Annotated in this window: 13 protein-coding genes and 1 pseudogene; 7 read left to right on the forward strand and 7 right to left on the reverse strand. The window is 69.9% G+C overall.

Features of this window, described 5'->3' with window-relative positions:
* The first annotated feature begins 138 nt into the window (after positions 1 to 138).
* Complete coding sequence (locus ACFU9E_RS32545) at positions 139 to 1,272, forward strand: hypothetical protein (protein WP_380679274.1); 1,134 nt, start codon at positions 139 to 141, stop codon at positions 1,270 to 1,272.
* 333 nt (positions 1,273 to 1,605) lie between these two features.
* On the opposite strand, the gene ACFU9E_RS32550 is transcribed toward ACFU9E_RS32545, so the two are convergent.
* Entirely contained in the window at positions 1,606 to 2,142 is a 537-nt protein-coding gene (locus ACFU9E_RS32550; protein ID WP_380679271.1) for a hypothetical protein, read from the reverse strand.
* Here ACFU9E_RS32550 and ACFU9E_RS32555 point away from each other — a divergent pair.
* From ACFU9E_RS32555 to ACFU9E_RS32565, 3 genes are all read left to right on the forward strand, one after another.
* Entirely contained in the window at positions 2,122 to 3,135 is a 1,014-nt protein-coding gene (locus tag ACFU9E_RS32555) for a hypothetical protein (protein WP_380679268.1), read from the forward strand. The genes ACFU9E_RS32550 and ACFU9E_RS32555 overlap by 21 nt on opposite strands.
* Positions 3,136 to 3,230: 95 nt before the next feature.
* Positions 3,231 to 3,602 (forward strand): type II toxin-antitoxin system RelE/ParE family toxin, encoded by a 372-nt coding sequence (locus ACFU9E_RS32560; protein WP_380679265.1) that lies wholly within the window; start codon positions 3,231 to 3,233, stop codon positions 3,600 to 3,602.
* A complete protein-coding gene (locus ACFU9E_RS32565; protein ID WP_380280477.1) occupies positions 3,599 to 3,901 on the forward strand; it encodes an XRE family transcriptional regulator in 303 nt (100 codons plus the stop codon). The genes ACFU9E_RS32560 and ACFU9E_RS32565 overlap by 4 nt, the downstream gene beginning before the upstream one ends.
* Positions 3,902 to 4,229: 328 nt before the next feature.
* On the opposite strand, the gene ACFU9E_RS32570 is transcribed toward ACFU9E_RS32565, so the two are convergent.
* Positions 4,230 to 4,994 (reverse strand): class I SAM-dependent methyltransferase, encoded by a 765-nt coding sequence (locus ACFU9E_RS32570; protein WP_380679262.1) that lies wholly within the window; start codon positions 4,992 to 4,994, stop codon positions 4,230 to 4,232.
* Positions 4,995 to 5,310: 316 nt separating this feature from the next.
* On the opposite strand from ACFU9E_RS32570, the gene ACFU9E_RS32575 reads away from it, so the two are divergent.
* Positions 5,311 to 6,102, forward strand: coding sequence for an IS5 family transposase (locus ACFU9E_RS32575; protein ID WP_380679259.1), 792 nt, complete (start codon positions 5,311 to 5,313; stop codon positions 6,100 to 6,102).
* Here the strand turns inward: ACFU9E_RS32575 and ACFU9E_RS32580 are convergent.
* From ACFU9E_RS32580 to ACFU9E_RS32600, 5 genes and pseudogenes are all read right to left on the reverse strand, one after another.
* Positions 6,059 to 6,575: pseudogene (locus ACFU9E_RS32580) on the reverse strand (hypothetical protein). The gene ACFU9E_RS32575 and the pseudogene ACFU9E_RS32580 sit on opposite strands and share 44 nt — an antisense overlap.
* 565 nt (positions 6,576 to 7,140) lie before the next feature.
* Positions 7,141 to 7,674 carry a hypothetical protein gene (locus ACFU9E_RS32585; RefSeq protein ID WP_380679256.1) on the reverse strand — a complete coding sequence of 178 codons (534 nt, stop codon included), beginning with the start codon at positions 7,672 to 7,674 and terminating at the stop codon, positions 7,141 to 7,143.
* A gap of 623 nt (positions 7,675 to 8,297) precedes the next feature.
* The gene (locus ACFU9E_RS32590) at positions 8,298 to 8,882 is read right to left on the reverse strand and encodes a hypothetical protein (RefSeq protein ID WP_380679253.1); all 585 of its coding nucleotides are present in this window, start codon (positions 8,880 to 8,882) and stop codon (positions 8,298 to 8,300) included.
* Positions 8,883 to 9,225: 343 nt separating this feature from the next.
* Positions 9,226 to 11,559: a glycoside hydrolase family 3 C-terminal domain-containing protein gene (locus ACFU9E_RS32595; RefSeq protein WP_380679250.1), complete on the reverse strand. Its 2,334-nt coding sequence runs from the start codon at positions 11,557 to 11,559 to the stop codon at positions 9,226 to 9,228.
* A 52-nt stretch (positions 11,560 to 11,611) separates the two neighbouring features.
* Positions 11,612 to 12,940 carry an MFS transporter gene (locus tag ACFU9E_RS32600; protein ID WP_380679247.1) on the reverse strand — a complete coding sequence of 443 codons (1,329 nt, stop codon included), beginning with the start codon at positions 12,938 to 12,940 and terminating at the stop codon, positions 11,612 to 11,614.
* Between the two features lie 107 nt (positions 12,941 to 13,047).
* On the opposite strand from ACFU9E_RS32600, the gene ACFU9E_RS32605 reads away from it, so the two are divergent.
* Positions 13,048 to 13,659 carry a TetR/AcrR family transcriptional regulator gene (locus ACFU9E_RS32605; protein ID WP_380679244.1) on the forward strand — a complete coding sequence of 204 codons (612 nt, stop codon included), beginning with the start codon at positions 13,048 to 13,050 and terminating at the stop codon, positions 13,657 to 13,659.
* Between the two features lie 60 nt (positions 13,660 to 13,719).
* A complete protein-coding gene (locus ACFU9E_RS32610) occupies positions 13,720 to 15,579 on the forward strand; it encodes a sulfatase-like hydrolase/transferase (protein ID WP_380679241.1) in 1,860 nt (619 codons plus the stop codon).
* The last annotated feature ends 105 nt before the right edge of the window (positions 15,580 to 15,684 follow it).

The following is a 15,684-nucleotide window of genomic DNA, read 5'->3' on the forward strand; positions in this document are numbered from 1 at the left end:
CAGCAGAGGCCGGACCCACGAGGAAATTCGGATGGCCAGTTCGGGGTCGCAGTTATTCTCCGTTACGGCGACCGGCACCCATCCAGCCGGTCGACCCTCTGGCCGACTTCATCAGCCAGCAGGCACGGAAGGACCTCAGTGATAGACCTCAGCAACTACGAGCTGGCCTGGCCGGTCGACCTCTTCGTCAGCGAGGCCAACCACCTCACCGCCACCGACCACAACAGCTGGGTGTCCAGGGCCGAGTGGCTACTCACTGAAGCGTTCCAGGGGGCCAGTGCCTGCTCGGACTTTCAGGATCTTCCTGCCACAGCTCCCCACAGCAGCTACTGGAGCCCCCGTTCCGATCCCCCGCCATGGGAGCAGGCTCCAGTGGTAACGCAGGAGACCTGGTTTCGTGAGCTGGCCGGCAGAGCGAAGGAGGTCCGGCATGTCACGGAGCCGCGTCCGTACTGGCCACAGCGCCAGGGGAAGGCTGCCCCGAACGCATCGGCAGGCTCATATTCCGTAGCTCATGCATTCGCCCGGCTGATCGGGGAGATGCACCGCAACGGCTATCTCGCGGAGCACTTCGGGCAGGAGTGCGTCGACGTCTATGCGGACCTGCCGGATGCCGCCGAGGTGCTGGAGCGCCGACTGGGCATACCTCTGCTCTGGCCCCTTACCCCTGGGGAGTGGGACGAGGACACGTTCCTGGGACTGGTAGAGGTCTTCCATGACCTGGTCTCACGTCCGCGTGATCGCTGGTATCACTCCTACAGCCAGTGTGGTTGGCATCACCGGGAGTTCCGTGCAGGTCCTGCTCGGACGTTGTACAGGTGGCAGGTGAACCGGCTCCTCGCCGGTGCCGGACACCGCTACCGCCTGGCGGACGAGGGGGAGGACCTGGGCCGACTCGTCGCCGTGACGGACGACGCCCGAGCCGACCTCGTCCACCGCGCCCTGGCCGTCGCCGATCCCGACATCAAGCAGCGCACTACGCACGCCATCGCCCTCTACCGCGGCCGTGGCGCGTCCATCGAGGAGAAACGCTCCGCGATCATCGTCCTGGCAGGAGTCCTCGAGGAGCGACGTGACCTGATCCGTGCCGAGCTCGGAAAGCCCGATGACGGTGCGCTGTTCCAGATCGCCAACCGGTTCGAGATCCGCCACCGTGATGCCTCTCAGCAGGAGGACTACGACCCGGCGTTCCTCGACTGGATCTTCTGGTGGTACCTGGCCACCGTGGAACTCACCACGACGATCGCCCTGCGGCAGCGGGTGGGTGAGTAGGTCGCCGGGTAAGGCAGCGTTTGACCTCGGGTCTTACTGCGCCGTTGCGGGGCGAACCCGCCGCGCGAGCGGCCAGGGCCCTCGCCCCCACCACGACCTCCACCAGGTGGGGCGACAAGGCTCTGCCGGGACGTCCCGTCCCGGTGTTCTCCCGGTCCGGCCCCATTGGGAGGCCAGGATCGGCGGCTGGTCGGTGCAGGCGCCGGCCGCGTGCTGGTAGGCCCGAACGATCGTGGAGTCCACGGAGGTGTCCCAGTCGATCCCGCCGCTCGTGTCCACTGCGGCGGACGCCCGCGACGAGCAGGACGTGGCAAGCGATCGAAGTCCTGCGGGCTAGGGGGTTGCGGGTTCCGAGGAAGCGGAAGCCTCAACCCAGCCAGAGCCGCCTCCCGAACTGACCGTCGGGACGCCCGGGGACAGGCCGTTCTGAGCACGGATCACCTCCGCTTGCGCGCGGATCACCTCCGCCTGGGCAGTCATGACGTCCACGCCGGCTCTGCCCTTTGCTGTGACCAGCTTGGCGTAGGCCCCGACGATGATGGCGATCACATAGCCCACAACACCGGTGAGGCCGATCACGGCAGTAACGACGGGCCCTGCGTCACCGGGACCGAGCTGACCGTGGGTGTTCCAACGCTCGATCAATACCGCGATGCTGAAGCAGGCGAGAGCTGTGCAGAGCCCTGCCGAGAAGATGATCAAACCGATCAGGGCGACTCGCGGGCCGCGGCGGAGGTCCCGCTCGTAGCGCTGGCGGGCAGCATCGGGCCGGAGCCGAAGGACCATCCTCTCGTGCCGGTCCGGCTTACGCCCACCCAATGGCTTGTTGAGGGCCCTCCGGGCTTCCACATGGTCAGCGAATCCGGACACGGCAGCAGCCGCTCCTCCGCCCATGACCAAGACCGCAACCTGCAGCACCCAAGAACTAACGCGCATGCCGTCGATCAAAGCAGTCCCGTGCTTGGGCTGTCGGGCAAACTGCCTGACCCGACGGCGGCGGCCGCCGTTCAGCGAAGGCGCGGTGTGCTGGTGTTGCTGAACCTGCTACGGGCACGGTTGAACCGGCTTCCACTGCCCGACCGGGCGCTGGCCTGGTGCTGGTCGGCGGGCTCGACGCGGCGGTTCGGCGTGGGCCGGGCAGTGCGGGTGGGCATCCACCGCGCTGCGGGAGCTGGTCACGGTGAGTCGGTCGCTCGGCCTGTCGGCCAGCTGCTGGCGGTGGGTGAGGAACTCAGCGACCTCGCCCAGTGGCCGGCAGTGGCGGAGCAGCTGAGGACGCTGCTGCGACACGATCCCGGATCCCAGGGCTACCGCAGGGCCCTCCTCCTCATTCCTCTGATCGGCGGCAGACCGGTCCGGCTCCTGGCACATCAGCTCCAGAGCACGCTCTGGCCGGGTACCGATCTCTTCGACACCTGGGACACGACACTTCCCACAGCACACCCGACCCCCCTCGCCGATGCGGTCATCGACGCCCACCAGGCGCTGCAATGTCTCTCAGGGCTGGCGCACCTCGCGACCCTGCGGGACGCCGACCCTCGGCATCAGAACGTCGCCGACAGAGCGATGGGGCAGTTCCAGCAGGCGCACCACTCGATCATGGCGCTACGGCCCGGGGATCCGGTCATCGGTGAGGTCGTGGACTTTCTCGCAGCCCTCGCGCGCCGGGTGGGAAGCGAGCATGCCGATGGCGCCCGTTGCCGAGATACTGGAGTACCGAACCTTGCGGCTTCCATCGCCGAAGGCGGCACAGGCCGGCCGACAGACGACTTCCTGCAGCTGAACGGCCTGATCACGATCGCCCTTCAGTGGGACCTCGACCCCGGCCGTGCCGCTCAGCTCCTCGCCCGAGTCAACGGCTGAATCCCGTCGCCGGTCGGGCGCTCCTGCCGACGGCTCTTCTGCCTGCGCTCCGGAATAACTTGCAGCGCATATTCGATGAAGCGCATACTGTCGACGTGGCATGGGAAGTCTCACTGGAGAGCGAGGTCGAGGAATGGCTCCTGGACCTCGCACAGCAGCATCCGCAAACCGCCGACGAGGTTGCGGCAGCCATCGACAAGCTGGAGCAGGACGGCCCGACCCTCGGCCGGCCCCTGGTGGACCGCATCCACAGCTCCAAGCACCACAATATGAAGGAGCTCCGCCCGCGGACCACCGGGCCCGGCGAGATCCGGATCCTGTTCGCCTTCGACCCCGAACGCCAGGCCATCGTCCTGGTAGCGGGAGACAAGGCCGGAGCATGGAAGCAGTGGTACGAGATCAACATCCCCATCGCCGACGAACGATTCAGCAGGCATCTGAAGGCCATCGAGGAGGGCAAGCCATGAAGTCCTGGAAGGACGTACGACCCGGTGTCGTCACCGACCCGCAGCGCGTGTCCGCACACCGGGAGAAGCTCGATGCCGAGGTACGGGCCTACCGCCTCGCCGAGATCCGCCGCGAGCAGGACCTCACCCAGGCCGAGGTCGCCGAGATCATCGGCATCACCCAGCCCAACGTCTCCCGACTCGAGAGCGGCGCGCTCGACACCGCAGCGCTCTCAACGATCCGGGCCTACGTCGAAGCCCTCGGTGGCCAGCTCCGTATGGTCGCCGACTTCGGCGACCGCACCCTCACCATCGGCTGACGTCTCTGCCAACCCGGTCGCGCCTACCCGCGCGCTATGCGCCAGCTTCAACCGTCAGCCTGCGCGGAGCTGGACTCGCCGACGAGGGCATCCAGCCCGATCATGATCAGACGCCGGTGCTGCTCGTCCACTACGCCGCTGCCGCACGCGGGCCGACCCCACGAAAGTGTGCCTGCCACAGAGCGCATAGCTCCCTGGGCAGGAACAGCTCAGTGGCCGTTGCTGTTCCGATCTTGAGCAGTGCCACTCGAACTGGAGTATCAATCTCGGCTGACTGTGGTGAATGCCGGGCTGAGACTCGTCGTGGTCCCGAAGAAGGAAAGTCGCCCTACTCGGGTCGCCGGCGCGCGAGATGGACGGTGATGTCGGCAGCGATCTCGACTGTCTCGGGCAGGACCCGCGTGATCGCGTCATACGCCTGCTGGCGCCTCGATTGCGGCAGCTGGAGATACGCCGAGACGGTCGACAGGTAACCAACGTAGTCAGCAGACCGCATCGTCAAGCGCCGCTCGATGACGGCCTGCTGAACGTCAAGGAACAGCTGAGACCGTTGTAGTTCCGTACCCGGCCACTGCATCTCCTCATCCTGAGCAGTTCCGTCGGGAGAGGGAACCTCATCGCTTTCCAGGAACGGCGCCCGGGCAGCACGCACCGACTCCTCGACAGCTGGGTCAGCCAGCTGGACCGGGCCACCGCATGAAGCGAACACACCCTCCGGTTCAAGGAGCGCCGCCACCCTCGACCATCGACCCTCCGGGCGTGTCCAATGCAGGGCAGCCGCCGCATAGACCAACCCATAGGGTTCGCTTGGCCGCAGGTCCTCGAACACGGCCCGCACAGTCGTCACGTTCGCAGGCACAGTCTTGTTCAGCTCGGCAAGCATGGCAGCGTCGGGGTCCGTCGCCGTCACCATGACCCCATGCCCCGCGAACAGGCGGGTTGCTTTGCCTGTCCCCGCACCGATCTCCAAGGCCGTCCGAACCGGTCGGCCCGCATACGTCATCACCAAGTCGAAGAGCTCTTCGGGATACCCCGGCCGGAACCTTTCGTAGGCTTCCGCGATCGCGCCGAAGCTCAGTGCACGAGCAGACATGTCGAGCATCCTGGCACGACCGGGGCAGGCACTGCTCGGCAATAATCAGTGACCCTTGGCCTTCCGTTTTGAGGCGTGTTGGTCGGACGGGAGTCTCGATCGGGTGACTGCGGCGGCTGCCATGCATGAGAGCAGGGCCTCTTGGTAGCTCAAAGGGTGTCTACGCCAACAAGCTTTCCAGGAGGCCCTGTTGTCGCATTTGTACGGCATCGCGGGAGCGGGGTCCACTTCGGCCACTCTCGCGTGTGACTGCCTGGCTCACCAGTTCGGGAACGCCGGCGACCATGGGGTACGCGAGCGCCGCTATCCGACAGATATGTCGGACGCCGAATGGGCGGCGGTCCGGCCGCTGCTGCCGGTGCTGGCCTGGCTGCGAGGCCGGGGTGGCCAGCCGGAGGCATACTGCCACCGCGCGATACTGGACGCGATCCGCTACATGGTCGACAACGGAACGAAATGGCGCGCCATCCCGGCCGACTTCCCGCCGTGGGACCGGGTCTACGCCTTTTTCCGCCGCTGGCGCGACCACGGCATGGTCAAGGAGTTCCACGACCGGCTCCGCCGCAAGGTCCGCGAGAAGGCCGGGCGGGATCCGGAGCCGACCGCCGGTGTGATCGACTCCCAGTCGGTCAAAGCGGACGCCGTCGTCGGGTCCGACAGCCGCGGCTTCGACGGCGGCAAGCTGGTGAACGGCCGCAAGCGGCACGCTGTGGTAGACACCCTCGGACTGCTGATCGCGGTGATGGTCACCGCCGCGGATGTCGGAGACCGTGCGGCAGCCCAGGTCCTGCTCGCCCAGGTTGCGGCCGCGCACCATCTGCTGGCCCTGGTCTGGGCGGACGGCGGCTACACCGGCAGCCTCGTCGAGTACTGCCGCGCCGCCCTCGCCCTCGTCCTCGCCATCGTCAAGCGCAGCGACGACATGCGCGGCTTCGTCGTGCTGCCCAAGCGGTGGATCGTGGAGCGGTTCTTCGCCCACCTGATGCGAAGCCGCCGCCTCGTGCGGGACTTCGAACGCTCCACCAGCAGTGCCGAGGCGATGGTCTACTGGTCGATGACGCAGCTCATGACCCGCCGCCTTGCCCGGCCACGGCCTTCGAGAGCGTGAACCGGCCCGGCGCCGGCTCGGCCAGCCACCCACGGGCCACCAGCCGCTTCGCCTTCGACCGCACGCCTCCACCTTCCCGGGCACCGGGTCCAGGCCGAAGCAGGCGGCCAGCTGCTGGCACGTCAGCGGCCCCGGCCGAGACGGTGGCGGTCCGCGAGAGCCTGCAAGATGCGCTGGTAGTCCACCGACAGCGCCGACCGCGCCAGCCCCGCTCGCCACATCGGCACCACAGACTTCGGCTTCGGCGCCTCCGAAGGCCCCTGCGGCTCGCCGCGATCCGGTAGGTCCTCGCAGGCATCGGGGCCAGCGGCGTCGTCGCCCGGGGCCAGGACCTCGCCGACGCGCGAGCGGGCGATGACCCATTCGCTCCACTCCCGCTCGGCCTGGATACGGTCGGCCTCCTCCCGCAGCTCGTCCATGCGACGGCGAGCGGTCAGCTCCCGCTGTTCCAGCAGCCCCACGACCGACGGCATCCCCGACCTCCACCAGAGCGACGATTCGACACGTCACCACTCCCCAAGACCGCCGACCCTATGCCTGACCAGCAGAAACACAGCCCTCAAGCCCGGAAAGAAAACAGTTTCTCAGGCCAGGCCCGCAGCAGGGTCGCCCGATTCAGGTGATCATGGAGGTCGGCGGGCGTCTATGCATCGCGGATCACCCGCTCGTACATCAGGATGAGGTCGGCCGGATCGCCGAGGTCGTAGGTGTACGGCGGGCCCCAGTCCAGGCGCCGTGGCAGCGTGACGGCACGATCGTAGGACCGGCCAGCTGATCCAGTGGCGCTGGCAGAGCGTACGGCTTGGCGACGTCATACCTGCTCATGGCCCTGCACACCGTGCTGCGGCGCCGCGCGAACGGCGAGTCCGTCGAACAGATCCAGCCCGCCCTGATCATCCCCACCAGCAAGCGCAAGGGGCGCAACCCCCTCGGTGGCCAGCATCTACGGGGCACTGGCCGAGCACGCCAAACGCGAGGGGGCTGTCCTGTGCGGAGGTCACGGGGACGGCGGCGGGCGGCTTCGTGCGGGCTTGTCGGTCACGACGTCTGGGAGCCGGGCAGGACCACGTCGTCGCGCATGCGGGCGGGCAGTTCGCTCCAGTCGTAGAGGGCGCCTTGGAGGAGATTCTCGAACTGTGCCCTGCCTTCGTGGGCCAGGAGGTCTTGCAGGCATGCGCAGTCCCGCATCACAGCGCTGTTGGTGAAGCAGACGAAGATGCCGGCCGCTTGCAGGCCTCGTGCCGCGAGGGCGACCTCCTGTCCGAACGGGAGTGGTACCCGGGTGGCCAGTTCCCGTGCGAAGGTCTGCTCGATGCGGGGCCGTCCCAGTGCGGCCAGAAGTCGGCCGACGGCGTTGCCGAGCATGCCGTGCAGAGACTTCTTCCCGTCCAGGAGCGCACGGGCGAGGTTCGCGAGTGCCTCGCAACCCCTTCCCCGATGGCGCTCGACGAGGGCGTCCCAGGTGGTTGCGCTCACGTGGCGCAGCGCCTGGGCGGCAATGGTGTCGCCGCCACCCGCGATGACGAGTTCGGCGCACACCCGGACGGCACTGTCCGTCTCGGCGCGGCTCACGACCCGTGGCGGGCTCGGAGCAGGACGGGAGGTGGTGCGCTGGGCCGGGATCCGGGGTGCCCTCGACGGCGGTGCGGGGCGTGCGCTCGAAGAGGGTCGGTTCACCGTGGAAGCGGGCCGGCCGGGCCTTCGGCCCGTCGGCCTCGCGGGTGCGCCGCTCGCTGCCCGCCTGCGTGGGGAAGGATCGGTGGGTCGCGGGCCGGAGGGGAGTCCTTGATGCAGGTGGCAGCGGATTCCGGGACGGGAGACCCGGTTCCTGCAGAGCTTCCTGTCCTTCTTCATCGCACGGCACCTGTTGACCATCCACAGAGAGTGACCAACACTGCACCTTCAGGAAAGAGGACGAGGACCGTACCGGTTCGATCGGGTCATCCCGGGCAGCCCTGTGACCTCCGGGGTCGATCTTTCACGGATGACGGGGCAGCTCACGGGCGTCCCGCCGCCGCCGGAGGTTGCCCCGATCCGTTCGGCCACCCGTTCGCTCTGCACCGCCGCGCCGGAAGGGGTCGAGCACCGTGCGGGGCCCGGAAGGTCGCTTTCCGGTCGCCCGCTCCCGGGCGCCGCGGACGGCAGGCGGAGGCACCTCGCGCGCCTCGGCCCGCCGTCCGGATGAGCCTGTCCGATCAGCGGCGGAAGCCGCGGTGAGGGTCCCGGGCCTTGACGTTCCCGAACGGCTCGAACCACGCCTGCGCGCGCAGGTCGCCCACACCGAGCCGGCGGTTGGCGTCGCCGTCGGGGTCCTCGATGCCGTCGAAGCGGGCGCCGTAGAGCATGAGGACGTCGGTGTCCTGGAAGAACATGTCGGTGCAGGCGCCGAAGTCGTAGTCGTCGCGGTGCGTCGGCAGCGTGCTGTGCGTGCCGCGCCCGGTGCCGTCGGAGTCGTCCCCGAGCTCGGCGGCGCTGTCGCCGGCGTCGTCGATGGCGAGGTGCAGGGCGAGTTCCTCGGCGGTGCAGGTCGGCCGCGGCCAGTGGCCGCGTTCGAGGTCGTCGGCGAGGTCGTCGGCGGCGCGGGCGAAGCGGCGCCGCCACTGGAGGTCGGCGGCGAAGGTCAGCTTCGGCAGCCGCGGGAACACCCCCCAATTGCCCTCGTGCCCATCCGGCACGAGGCACCCGTCATCGAGTTCCTCGGCGTCCTCGTACGCCTCGTCGGCCAGCAGCGACAGCGCGGTGTAAAGGAGGTCTGCCGTGCGGGGAGTCAGCTGCCACAAGCAGCTCTCTTCCTCACACTCCGGGTCCTCGCAGTGCCGAGGCACCACAGGGAAGAGCGCCGCAAAATCGGGAAGCTCCTCCCCGCGACTGTGGTCAGGGGACTCCCCGGCCCTGGCGGCACACGGGCCGGGGCCGAAGTCCACCACGACCGGCTCCGCACTCCACTCCGCGACCTCGTCGCCCCTGTTCCGCCGCAGCAGCGAGGCCTGGCTGCGATCGGTCAGGGCGTTCGTCCCGCGGTACCGGGCCGGACGCGGGCCGCAGGGCGGCCCGCGTCGCTCGGTGTGATGCTCGGCACCTCTTCGGGGTCGCCGGGGGAAGGAGGCCCGGGAGGCGCGTGGTTCAGCTCATTCCGTGCTGCCCGGGGGCGTTGGCGATGGCGATGAGACCGTCGATCCGGTCCGCCAGATCGCCTCCGCCTTCACGACCGTCCCCGTCCCCGTCGCCCAGTGCGGCCAGCATGCCGAGGCGGCCGATGGGGAAGGACTCCAGCATCTTGGAGAAGTCGACGCCCTCGGGCATGACCGACGCGGCAGCGTCCGCGCTGCCCAGCATCTGGTCGAGCGCGGTCTGGAGGACCGGACCGGCGACGGGGTGCCGCAGGGCCTCACCGAGGGTCGACGTCCGCGACAGCGGCAGGACGAGCCGGTCGCCGGCGACCTCGACGGTGGTGGTCGAGCGGATGTCGCGGCTGGAGGCTGCGACGTCGACGGTGTAGGTGCCGCCCTCCACGACCCAGCGGTCCGCGCGGATGTCCCAGTACGCGAGGTCCTCGCGGCGCACCGTCAGGGCGATCTCGCGTGCCTCGCCCGGCGCGAGGTTCACCGAGGCGAACGCCTTCAGCTCCCGTACCGGACGCTGCACGCCGCCGCCGGGAAGTGCGGTGTAGACCTGCACGACCTCGCGGCCCTCCCGGTCGCCGGTGTTGGTGACCGTCACCGTCACGTCGATGTCGCCCGCGGCGTTGACCGCAGCGGAGGCGGCCCCGTACGCGAAGGTGGTGTACGACAGACCGTGGCCGAACGGGAACGCCACCGCCATCCGGCGCGCGTCGTACCAGCGGTACCCGACGAACAGACCCTCGCCGTACCGCACGTGCGAGAACTCACCGGGAAAGTCCAGGAAGGCGGGGGTGTCCTCCAGCCGGAGCGGGATCGTCTCGGTGAGCTTGCCCGACGGGTTGACCTCGCCGAACAGGACGTCGGCGGTCGCGCCGCCGCCGGCCTGGCCCAGCAGCCAGCCTTCGAGGATCGCCGGCACCCGGTCGGCGAACGGCAGCGCCACGACGCCGCCGTTGGAGAGGACGACCACCGTGTTCGGGTTGGCGTCGAGCACGGCGTCGAGCAGTTCGGTCTGAACGGCGGGAAGGTCGATGTCCTCGCGGTCGTACCCCTCGGACTCCAGCCGCGCCGGAAGCCCCAGGAAGAGGACGACGACGTCGGCGTCGGCCGCAGCGGCCACCGCTTCCTCGCGAAGCGCCGCGGCCTCGGTGTCCGTCGTCCCGAGCGCGCTCGCGAAGCCCTGGGCGTGGAGCACGGTGCCGGTGGAGAGCGCGCGGATCTCGTCGAGCGCGTTGTCCAGGCGGGTCGGATTGATCAGCGACGAGCCGGCGCCCTGGTAGCGCGGCTTCCCGGCGAACTCGCCGATGACGGCGATGCGGGTGTCCCTGGCCAGCGGCAGCAGCGCTCCGTCGTTCTTGAGCACCACGATCGAGCGGCCGCCTGCCTCGCGGGCCAGGGCGTGGTGCGCGTCGACGTCGAGCGGTCCCTCGACGGCGCCCGCGCCCGCCTGCGCCTTGCGGACGAGGTCGACGACGCGTCCCGCGGCGGTGTCGACCACGCTCTCGTCGAGCGTCCCGTTCTCGACTGCGGCGACGATCAGGGCGTCGGTCACGCCGTTCGACGAGGGCATTTCGAGATCCAGGCCCGCCGCGACGGCCTTGACGCGGTCGTTGACCGCGCCCCAGTCCGACACCACCAGGCCCTGGAAGCCCCACTCGTCGCGCAGCACGCTGGTGAGCAGCCAGGGGTCCTCGGAGGCGTACACGCCGTTGATGCGGTTGTACGAGCACATCACCGTCCACGGCTGCGCGTCCTGGACCACGCGCTGGAAGCCGCGCAGGTAGATCTCGCGCAGTGGGCGCGGGTCGACGTCGCTCGACGCGCGCAGCCGGTCGTCCTCCTGGTTGTTGGCGGCGTAGTGCTTGAGCGAGGTCCCCACTCCCTTGGACTGGATGCCCTTGACCAGTGCGGCTCCGAGCACGCCGGAGACGACCGGGTCCTCGGAGAGGTATTCGAAGTTGCGCCCGCACAGCGGCGAGCGCTTGATGTTGATGCCGGGGCCGAGCAGCACCGCGACGTCCTCGATCGCCGCCTCGGTGCCGAGCGCCTCGCCGACCCGGCGGGCGAGGTCGGCGTCCCAGGAGGATCCGAGGCCGACGGCGGGCGGGAAGCAGGTGGCCGGGACGCTCCCGCCGAGGCCGAGGTGGTCGCCTCCCTCCTGCTGCTTGCGCAGGCCGTGCGGGCCGTCGGTGAGCATGATCGAGGGTATGCCGTGGCGCTCGACGGCCTTGGTGCGCCAGAAGCTCGCGCCGCTGGTCAGCGAGGCCTTCTCGGCCAGGGTGAGATCGCGCACCTGGTCGGGCACCGCGGCCGCCTGGGTGGTGGTGTCGGTCATGGATTCCGCTTCCGTTCTCTGGAGGGTTGTGGTTGTTCCGTCCGGTGCCGGCTCAGCGGACGGATCGGATGAACTGGTTCGCGACGGCGCCGACGATGGCGATGACGGCGCCGCCGAGGAACAGGGCGGGGTAGTTGCTCGACCCGCCGCCGATCATCAGGAACAGGGGCGCGGTGACCGGGACCAGCGTCTGGGGCAGCACGTTCGCGAGGTGCAGCACGGCCATGTCCTTGGCGACGTCCGTGCGGGAGGGCAGCACCTCCGCGACCAGCGCCTGGTCGACCGACAGATAGGCGCCCATCGCGAAGCCGGCGATCACCGAGGAGGCGACGAAGGTCGCGAAGTTCGGTGCGAAGCCGGCGACGATGTGGGCGACCGAGAGGACGACCGCGGAGACCAGAACGAAGATCTTCCTGCGGCCCAGGCGGTCGGAGATCCGCCCGAAGACGATGCTGGTGGGGATCGCCGTGACCGCGTTGATGACCGTGAGGAGCAGCACCGCGGGGCCGACGTTGTCCTCGGTGTAGCCGAACCGGTCGAGCAGGAAGAACAGCTGGTAGTTCGCCAGCGTCATGTTGCCGAACATGACCATCAGCCGGGAGATCCAGGCCAGCGCGAAGTCGGGGGCTTCGCGCGGGCTCGTCCAGAACGCCTTGAGCAGGGTCAGCAGGTTGAACGGCGGCAGGTCCTCGCGCTCGGCCCGGCGATCCTTCAGGATGCGCAGGAACACCGTGACGAAGACCAGCATGAACAGCCCGGGGATCAGCATGGCGGCCGTCAGGTTGGGCAGGAACAGCTGCGCGAGGAAGGCGCCGCCGACCCCGGCGAGCACCTGGGTGATGCCCATCAGCCCGGATACGCGGCCGAGTTGACGCTTCGGCACTTGGTCGGGGATGACCGGGTTGAGGCCGGCGATCAGGGCGTTGAAGGTCAGCTGCGTCAGCGCCCAGGCGAGCACGAGCAGCGGGATGCTGTCGGCCGAGGCAAGGAGCAGCAGGCTGGCGGCGCCGGTGACCATGCCGGAGGCGATCCAGGGCTTGCGCATCCCGAACCGGCTGGTGGTGCGGTCGCTCAGCGCTCCGAACAGGTTCTGCGCGACGAGGGCGACGAACGCGCCGACGCCGAGCACGAGCGAGAGGCCGGCCGCCTTTCCGTCGGGATCGATCTGGTTCACCCGCAGCGCCAGGGTGATGCTGGTCGCGGGCAGCAGGGCGGTCCACACGCCGAGGAACGCGAGGAACAGCGAGGCCTGGAATCCCGCCGAGACGAGCTTTCCGGGGTGGTGCTCGCGCTCCGTGCCGGACGCCTCGGCGGCGGTGGCGGGGCCGGCGGCTGCGCCGGCCGGTACGTCCACCGGAGCGACGGATCTCTCGTTGTCCATGGCGGTGCGACCTTTCTCCTGCTTTGCCCTCATCGGCCCGAGGGCGTCCGGTATATATACCGAGCACTCGGTAGGTAACACAATGGGAGCGGCACTACGATTCGGATATGACGGATGTCGCACCCACCGCTCGCCCGAGGACCCGCGCACCGCGCACCTCGCCGGAACGCCGCCGCGCCCAGATCGTCGAGGCGGCCATCGCCGTCTTCGGCCAGCAGGGCTACCGGCAGGGCTCCCTCAAGGCCGTCGCCGACGAGGTCGGCCTGACCATCCAGGGCCTGCTGCACTACTTCCCGACCAAGGAGCAGCTCCTCCTGACGACGCTGGAGCAGCGCAACGCGCTCACCAAGGCCAAGCTCGACGAGGCGATCGCGACGGAGGGCGCGCTCGGGGCCTGCCGCTTCGTGCTGGGGCGGAACCGCGACGACCCCGGCTTCATGCGGCTCTTCATCACCCTGGCCGCAGAGGCGACCGATCCGGAGCATCCGGCCCACGAGTACTTCCTCCGCCGGTACGAGACCATGCACGCCCAATTCGCCGAACACCTGCGCTCGGAGGCCGCGCAGGGCCGGATCGCCGCCGGCGTCGACCCCGAGGCCGCCGCCGCGTCACTGATCGCCCTGATGGACGGCCTGCAGCTCCAGGCGCTCCACCGGCCCGCGATGGACCTGCTCGACGCTTTCGAGCAAGCCACCCGACACCTTCGGGCGGAGCCGTAGCGCGATCCCCGTCCGGCCTGCTATATCTACCGAGTAGTCGGTAGATATAGGAGGCCCGTCATGGGAACTGTCGCGGAACGGCCGAACATCCTCTGGATCGTCTCGGAGGACTGCCCGCCCTGGTTCGGCTGCTACGGCGACGCGCACGCCCTGACGCCCGCCATCGACGCCCTCGCCTCGCGCGGAGTGCTCTACGAGCGCGCCTACTCCCCGGCCCCGGTGTGCTCGCCCTCGCGCTTCGCCCTGCTCACCGGCATCGCGCCCGAGAGCCACTCGCCCGCCGACCGGATGCGCGCCGTCGCCGCCCGCCCGGACTGGATGGCGACCTACCCCGAGCTCTTCCGCGACGCCGGGTACTACTGCACCAACAACGCGAAGACCGACTACAACCTCGACGTGGACGCGAACGCGATCTGGGACGAGTCCTCCCGGACGGCGCACTGGCGAAACCGGCCTGCCGGAGCACCGTTCCTCGCCGTGTTCAACTACGACCCGACGCACGAGTCGTCGGTCTTCGACGCGAACTCCCCGCTCGCGCGCGCGATCGGATCGTCCGCGGTGTTCGGCGAGCCGCTGACGCCCGCCGTACCGCTCGAAGCGATCCGCCTGCCCCGCTACCTGCCGGACACCCCCGAGGTCCGGTCGGACTTCTCCCGCTACTACAGCGCCGTCGCCCGGCTGGACACGTTCGTCGCCGGCCTGCTCGGCCAACTGGCCGAGGACGGCCTCGCCGAGGACACCGTCGTGCTCCTCACCTCCGACCACGGCGGCGTCACCCCGAGGAGCAAGCGCTACCTCTACGACGAGGGCCTGCACGTGCCGCTGCTGGTGTCCGCCCCGCCCCGGCTCGCCGGGCGGCTGGCACCCGCCGGATCGCGCCACCCCGAGCCGGTCTCGACGCTGTCCGTCGCCCCGACCCTGCTCGCCCTCGCCGGCCTCCCCGTCCCCCCGCAGATGGCGGAGCAGCCGCTGACCGAACCGACCGGGCCGACCGGGCCCGCGCTCGCGTTCGGCGAACGCGGCCGGATGGACGAGCGCTTCAGCCTGGTGCGCACCGTCCGCAGCCGCCGCTTCCGCTACCTGCGCAACTACACGCCGCACCGCCCCGTGATCCAGCACCAGGCCTTCGCCTGGAACGCGGCCGCCTTCCGCTCCTGGGAGGCGGAACACACCGCCGGGCGGCTGACCCCCGAGCAGGAGCGGTGGTGGCTGCCCGCCGAGCCGGTCGAACTGTACGACGTGGACGCCGACCCGGACGAGGTCGAGAACCTGGCCGGACGCCCCGAGTTCGCCGAGGTCGAGGCCCAGCTGCGGCAGGCGCTGCGCGAGCACATCCTCGCCGGCCACGACAACGGCTTCCTGCCCGAGGACTCGCCGCTCCTCGGCTGGGACGCGAGCCGCGCCCCCGGCGCCTACCCCCTGGAGCGGATCCTCGACCTCGCCGACCGCGGGCTGGAGCGCGACAGCTCCGTCCTCCCGGAACTGCTGACCACCCTCGGCGACGACGATGCGACCGTGCGCCGCTGGGCCGCCATCGGCATCCTCCGGCTCACCCCCGGTGTCCCCGACGCGGCGGCCCCGCTCCGCGCGGCCCTCGCCGACCCCGAGCCGTCCGTCGTCGTCCACGCCGCGGAGGCCCTCGCCCGACTGACCGGCGACGAAGACGCCTACCAGGCCCTCGCCCGCGTGGCGGCGTCGGAGAGCACCCCGTGGGCCCGCCTGGAAGCGGTCAACGCCCTCACCTACCTCGACCTCGACCGGGTGGGCCCGTACCGCGAGGTCGTCGACGCGGCCGCGACCTCCGGCAGCGAGTACCTCAGCAGCGCCGGGCGCTACCTGCGGCTGCTGCTCGACGACGAGTACACGCCGGACGCCGCCGTGTACGACCCCGCCCCCCTCCTGGCCGCGTTCAAGCGCTGACCGCCCCTTCCGGGCCGCCGCCCGGGCCCCGCCGGAGGACCCGGGGGGGGCCCGGGGCGGGCCCCCACCCCCCCCCAAAGAACCCCCAGGCCGCACCCCCGACCC

The organism is Kitasatospora sp. NPDC057595, from assembly GCF_042800875.1.
Classification (GTDB): Bacteria; Actinomycetota; Actinomycetes; order Streptomycetales; family Streptomycetaceae; genus Kitasatospora.

What these genes read in the sequence shown, in the direction of transcription:
- ACFU9E_RS32565 (WP_380280477.1), top strand. Translation starts at nt 3,599, where the DNA reads ATGAAGTCCTGGAAGGACGTACGACCCGGTGTCGTCACCGACCCGCAG.
- ACFU9E_RS32575 (WP_380679259.1), top strand. Translation starts at nt 5,311, where the DNA reads ATGTCGGACGCCGAATGGGCGGCGGTCCGGCCGCTGCTGCCGGTGCTG.
- ACFU9E_RS32570 (WP_380679262.1), bottom strand. Translation starts at nt 4,994, where the DNA reads ATGTCTGCTCGTGCACTGAGCTTCGGCGCGATCGCGGAAGCCTACGAA.
- ACFU9E_RS32555 (WP_380679268.1), top strand. Translation starts at nt 2,122, where the DNA reads ATGGTCAGCGAATCCGGACACGGCAGCAGCCGCTCCTCCGCCCATGAC.
- ACFU9E_RS32605 (WP_380679244.1), top strand. Translation starts at nt 13,048, where the DNA reads ATGACGGATGTCGCACCCACCGCTCGCCCGAGGACCCGCGCACCGCGC.
- ACFU9E_RS32600 (WP_380679247.1), bottom strand. Translation starts at nt 12,940, where the DNA reads ATGGACAACGAGAGATCCGTCGCTCCGGTGGACGTACCGGCCGGCGCA.
- ACFU9E_RS32610 (WP_380679241.1), top strand. Translation starts at nt 13,720, where the DNA reads ATGGGAACTGTCGCGGAACGGCCGAACATCCTCTGGATCGTCTCGGAG.
- ACFU9E_RS32595 (WP_380679250.1), bottom strand. Translation starts at nt 11,559, where the DNA reads ATGACCGACACCACCACCCAGGCGGCCGCGGTGCCCGACCAGGTGCGC.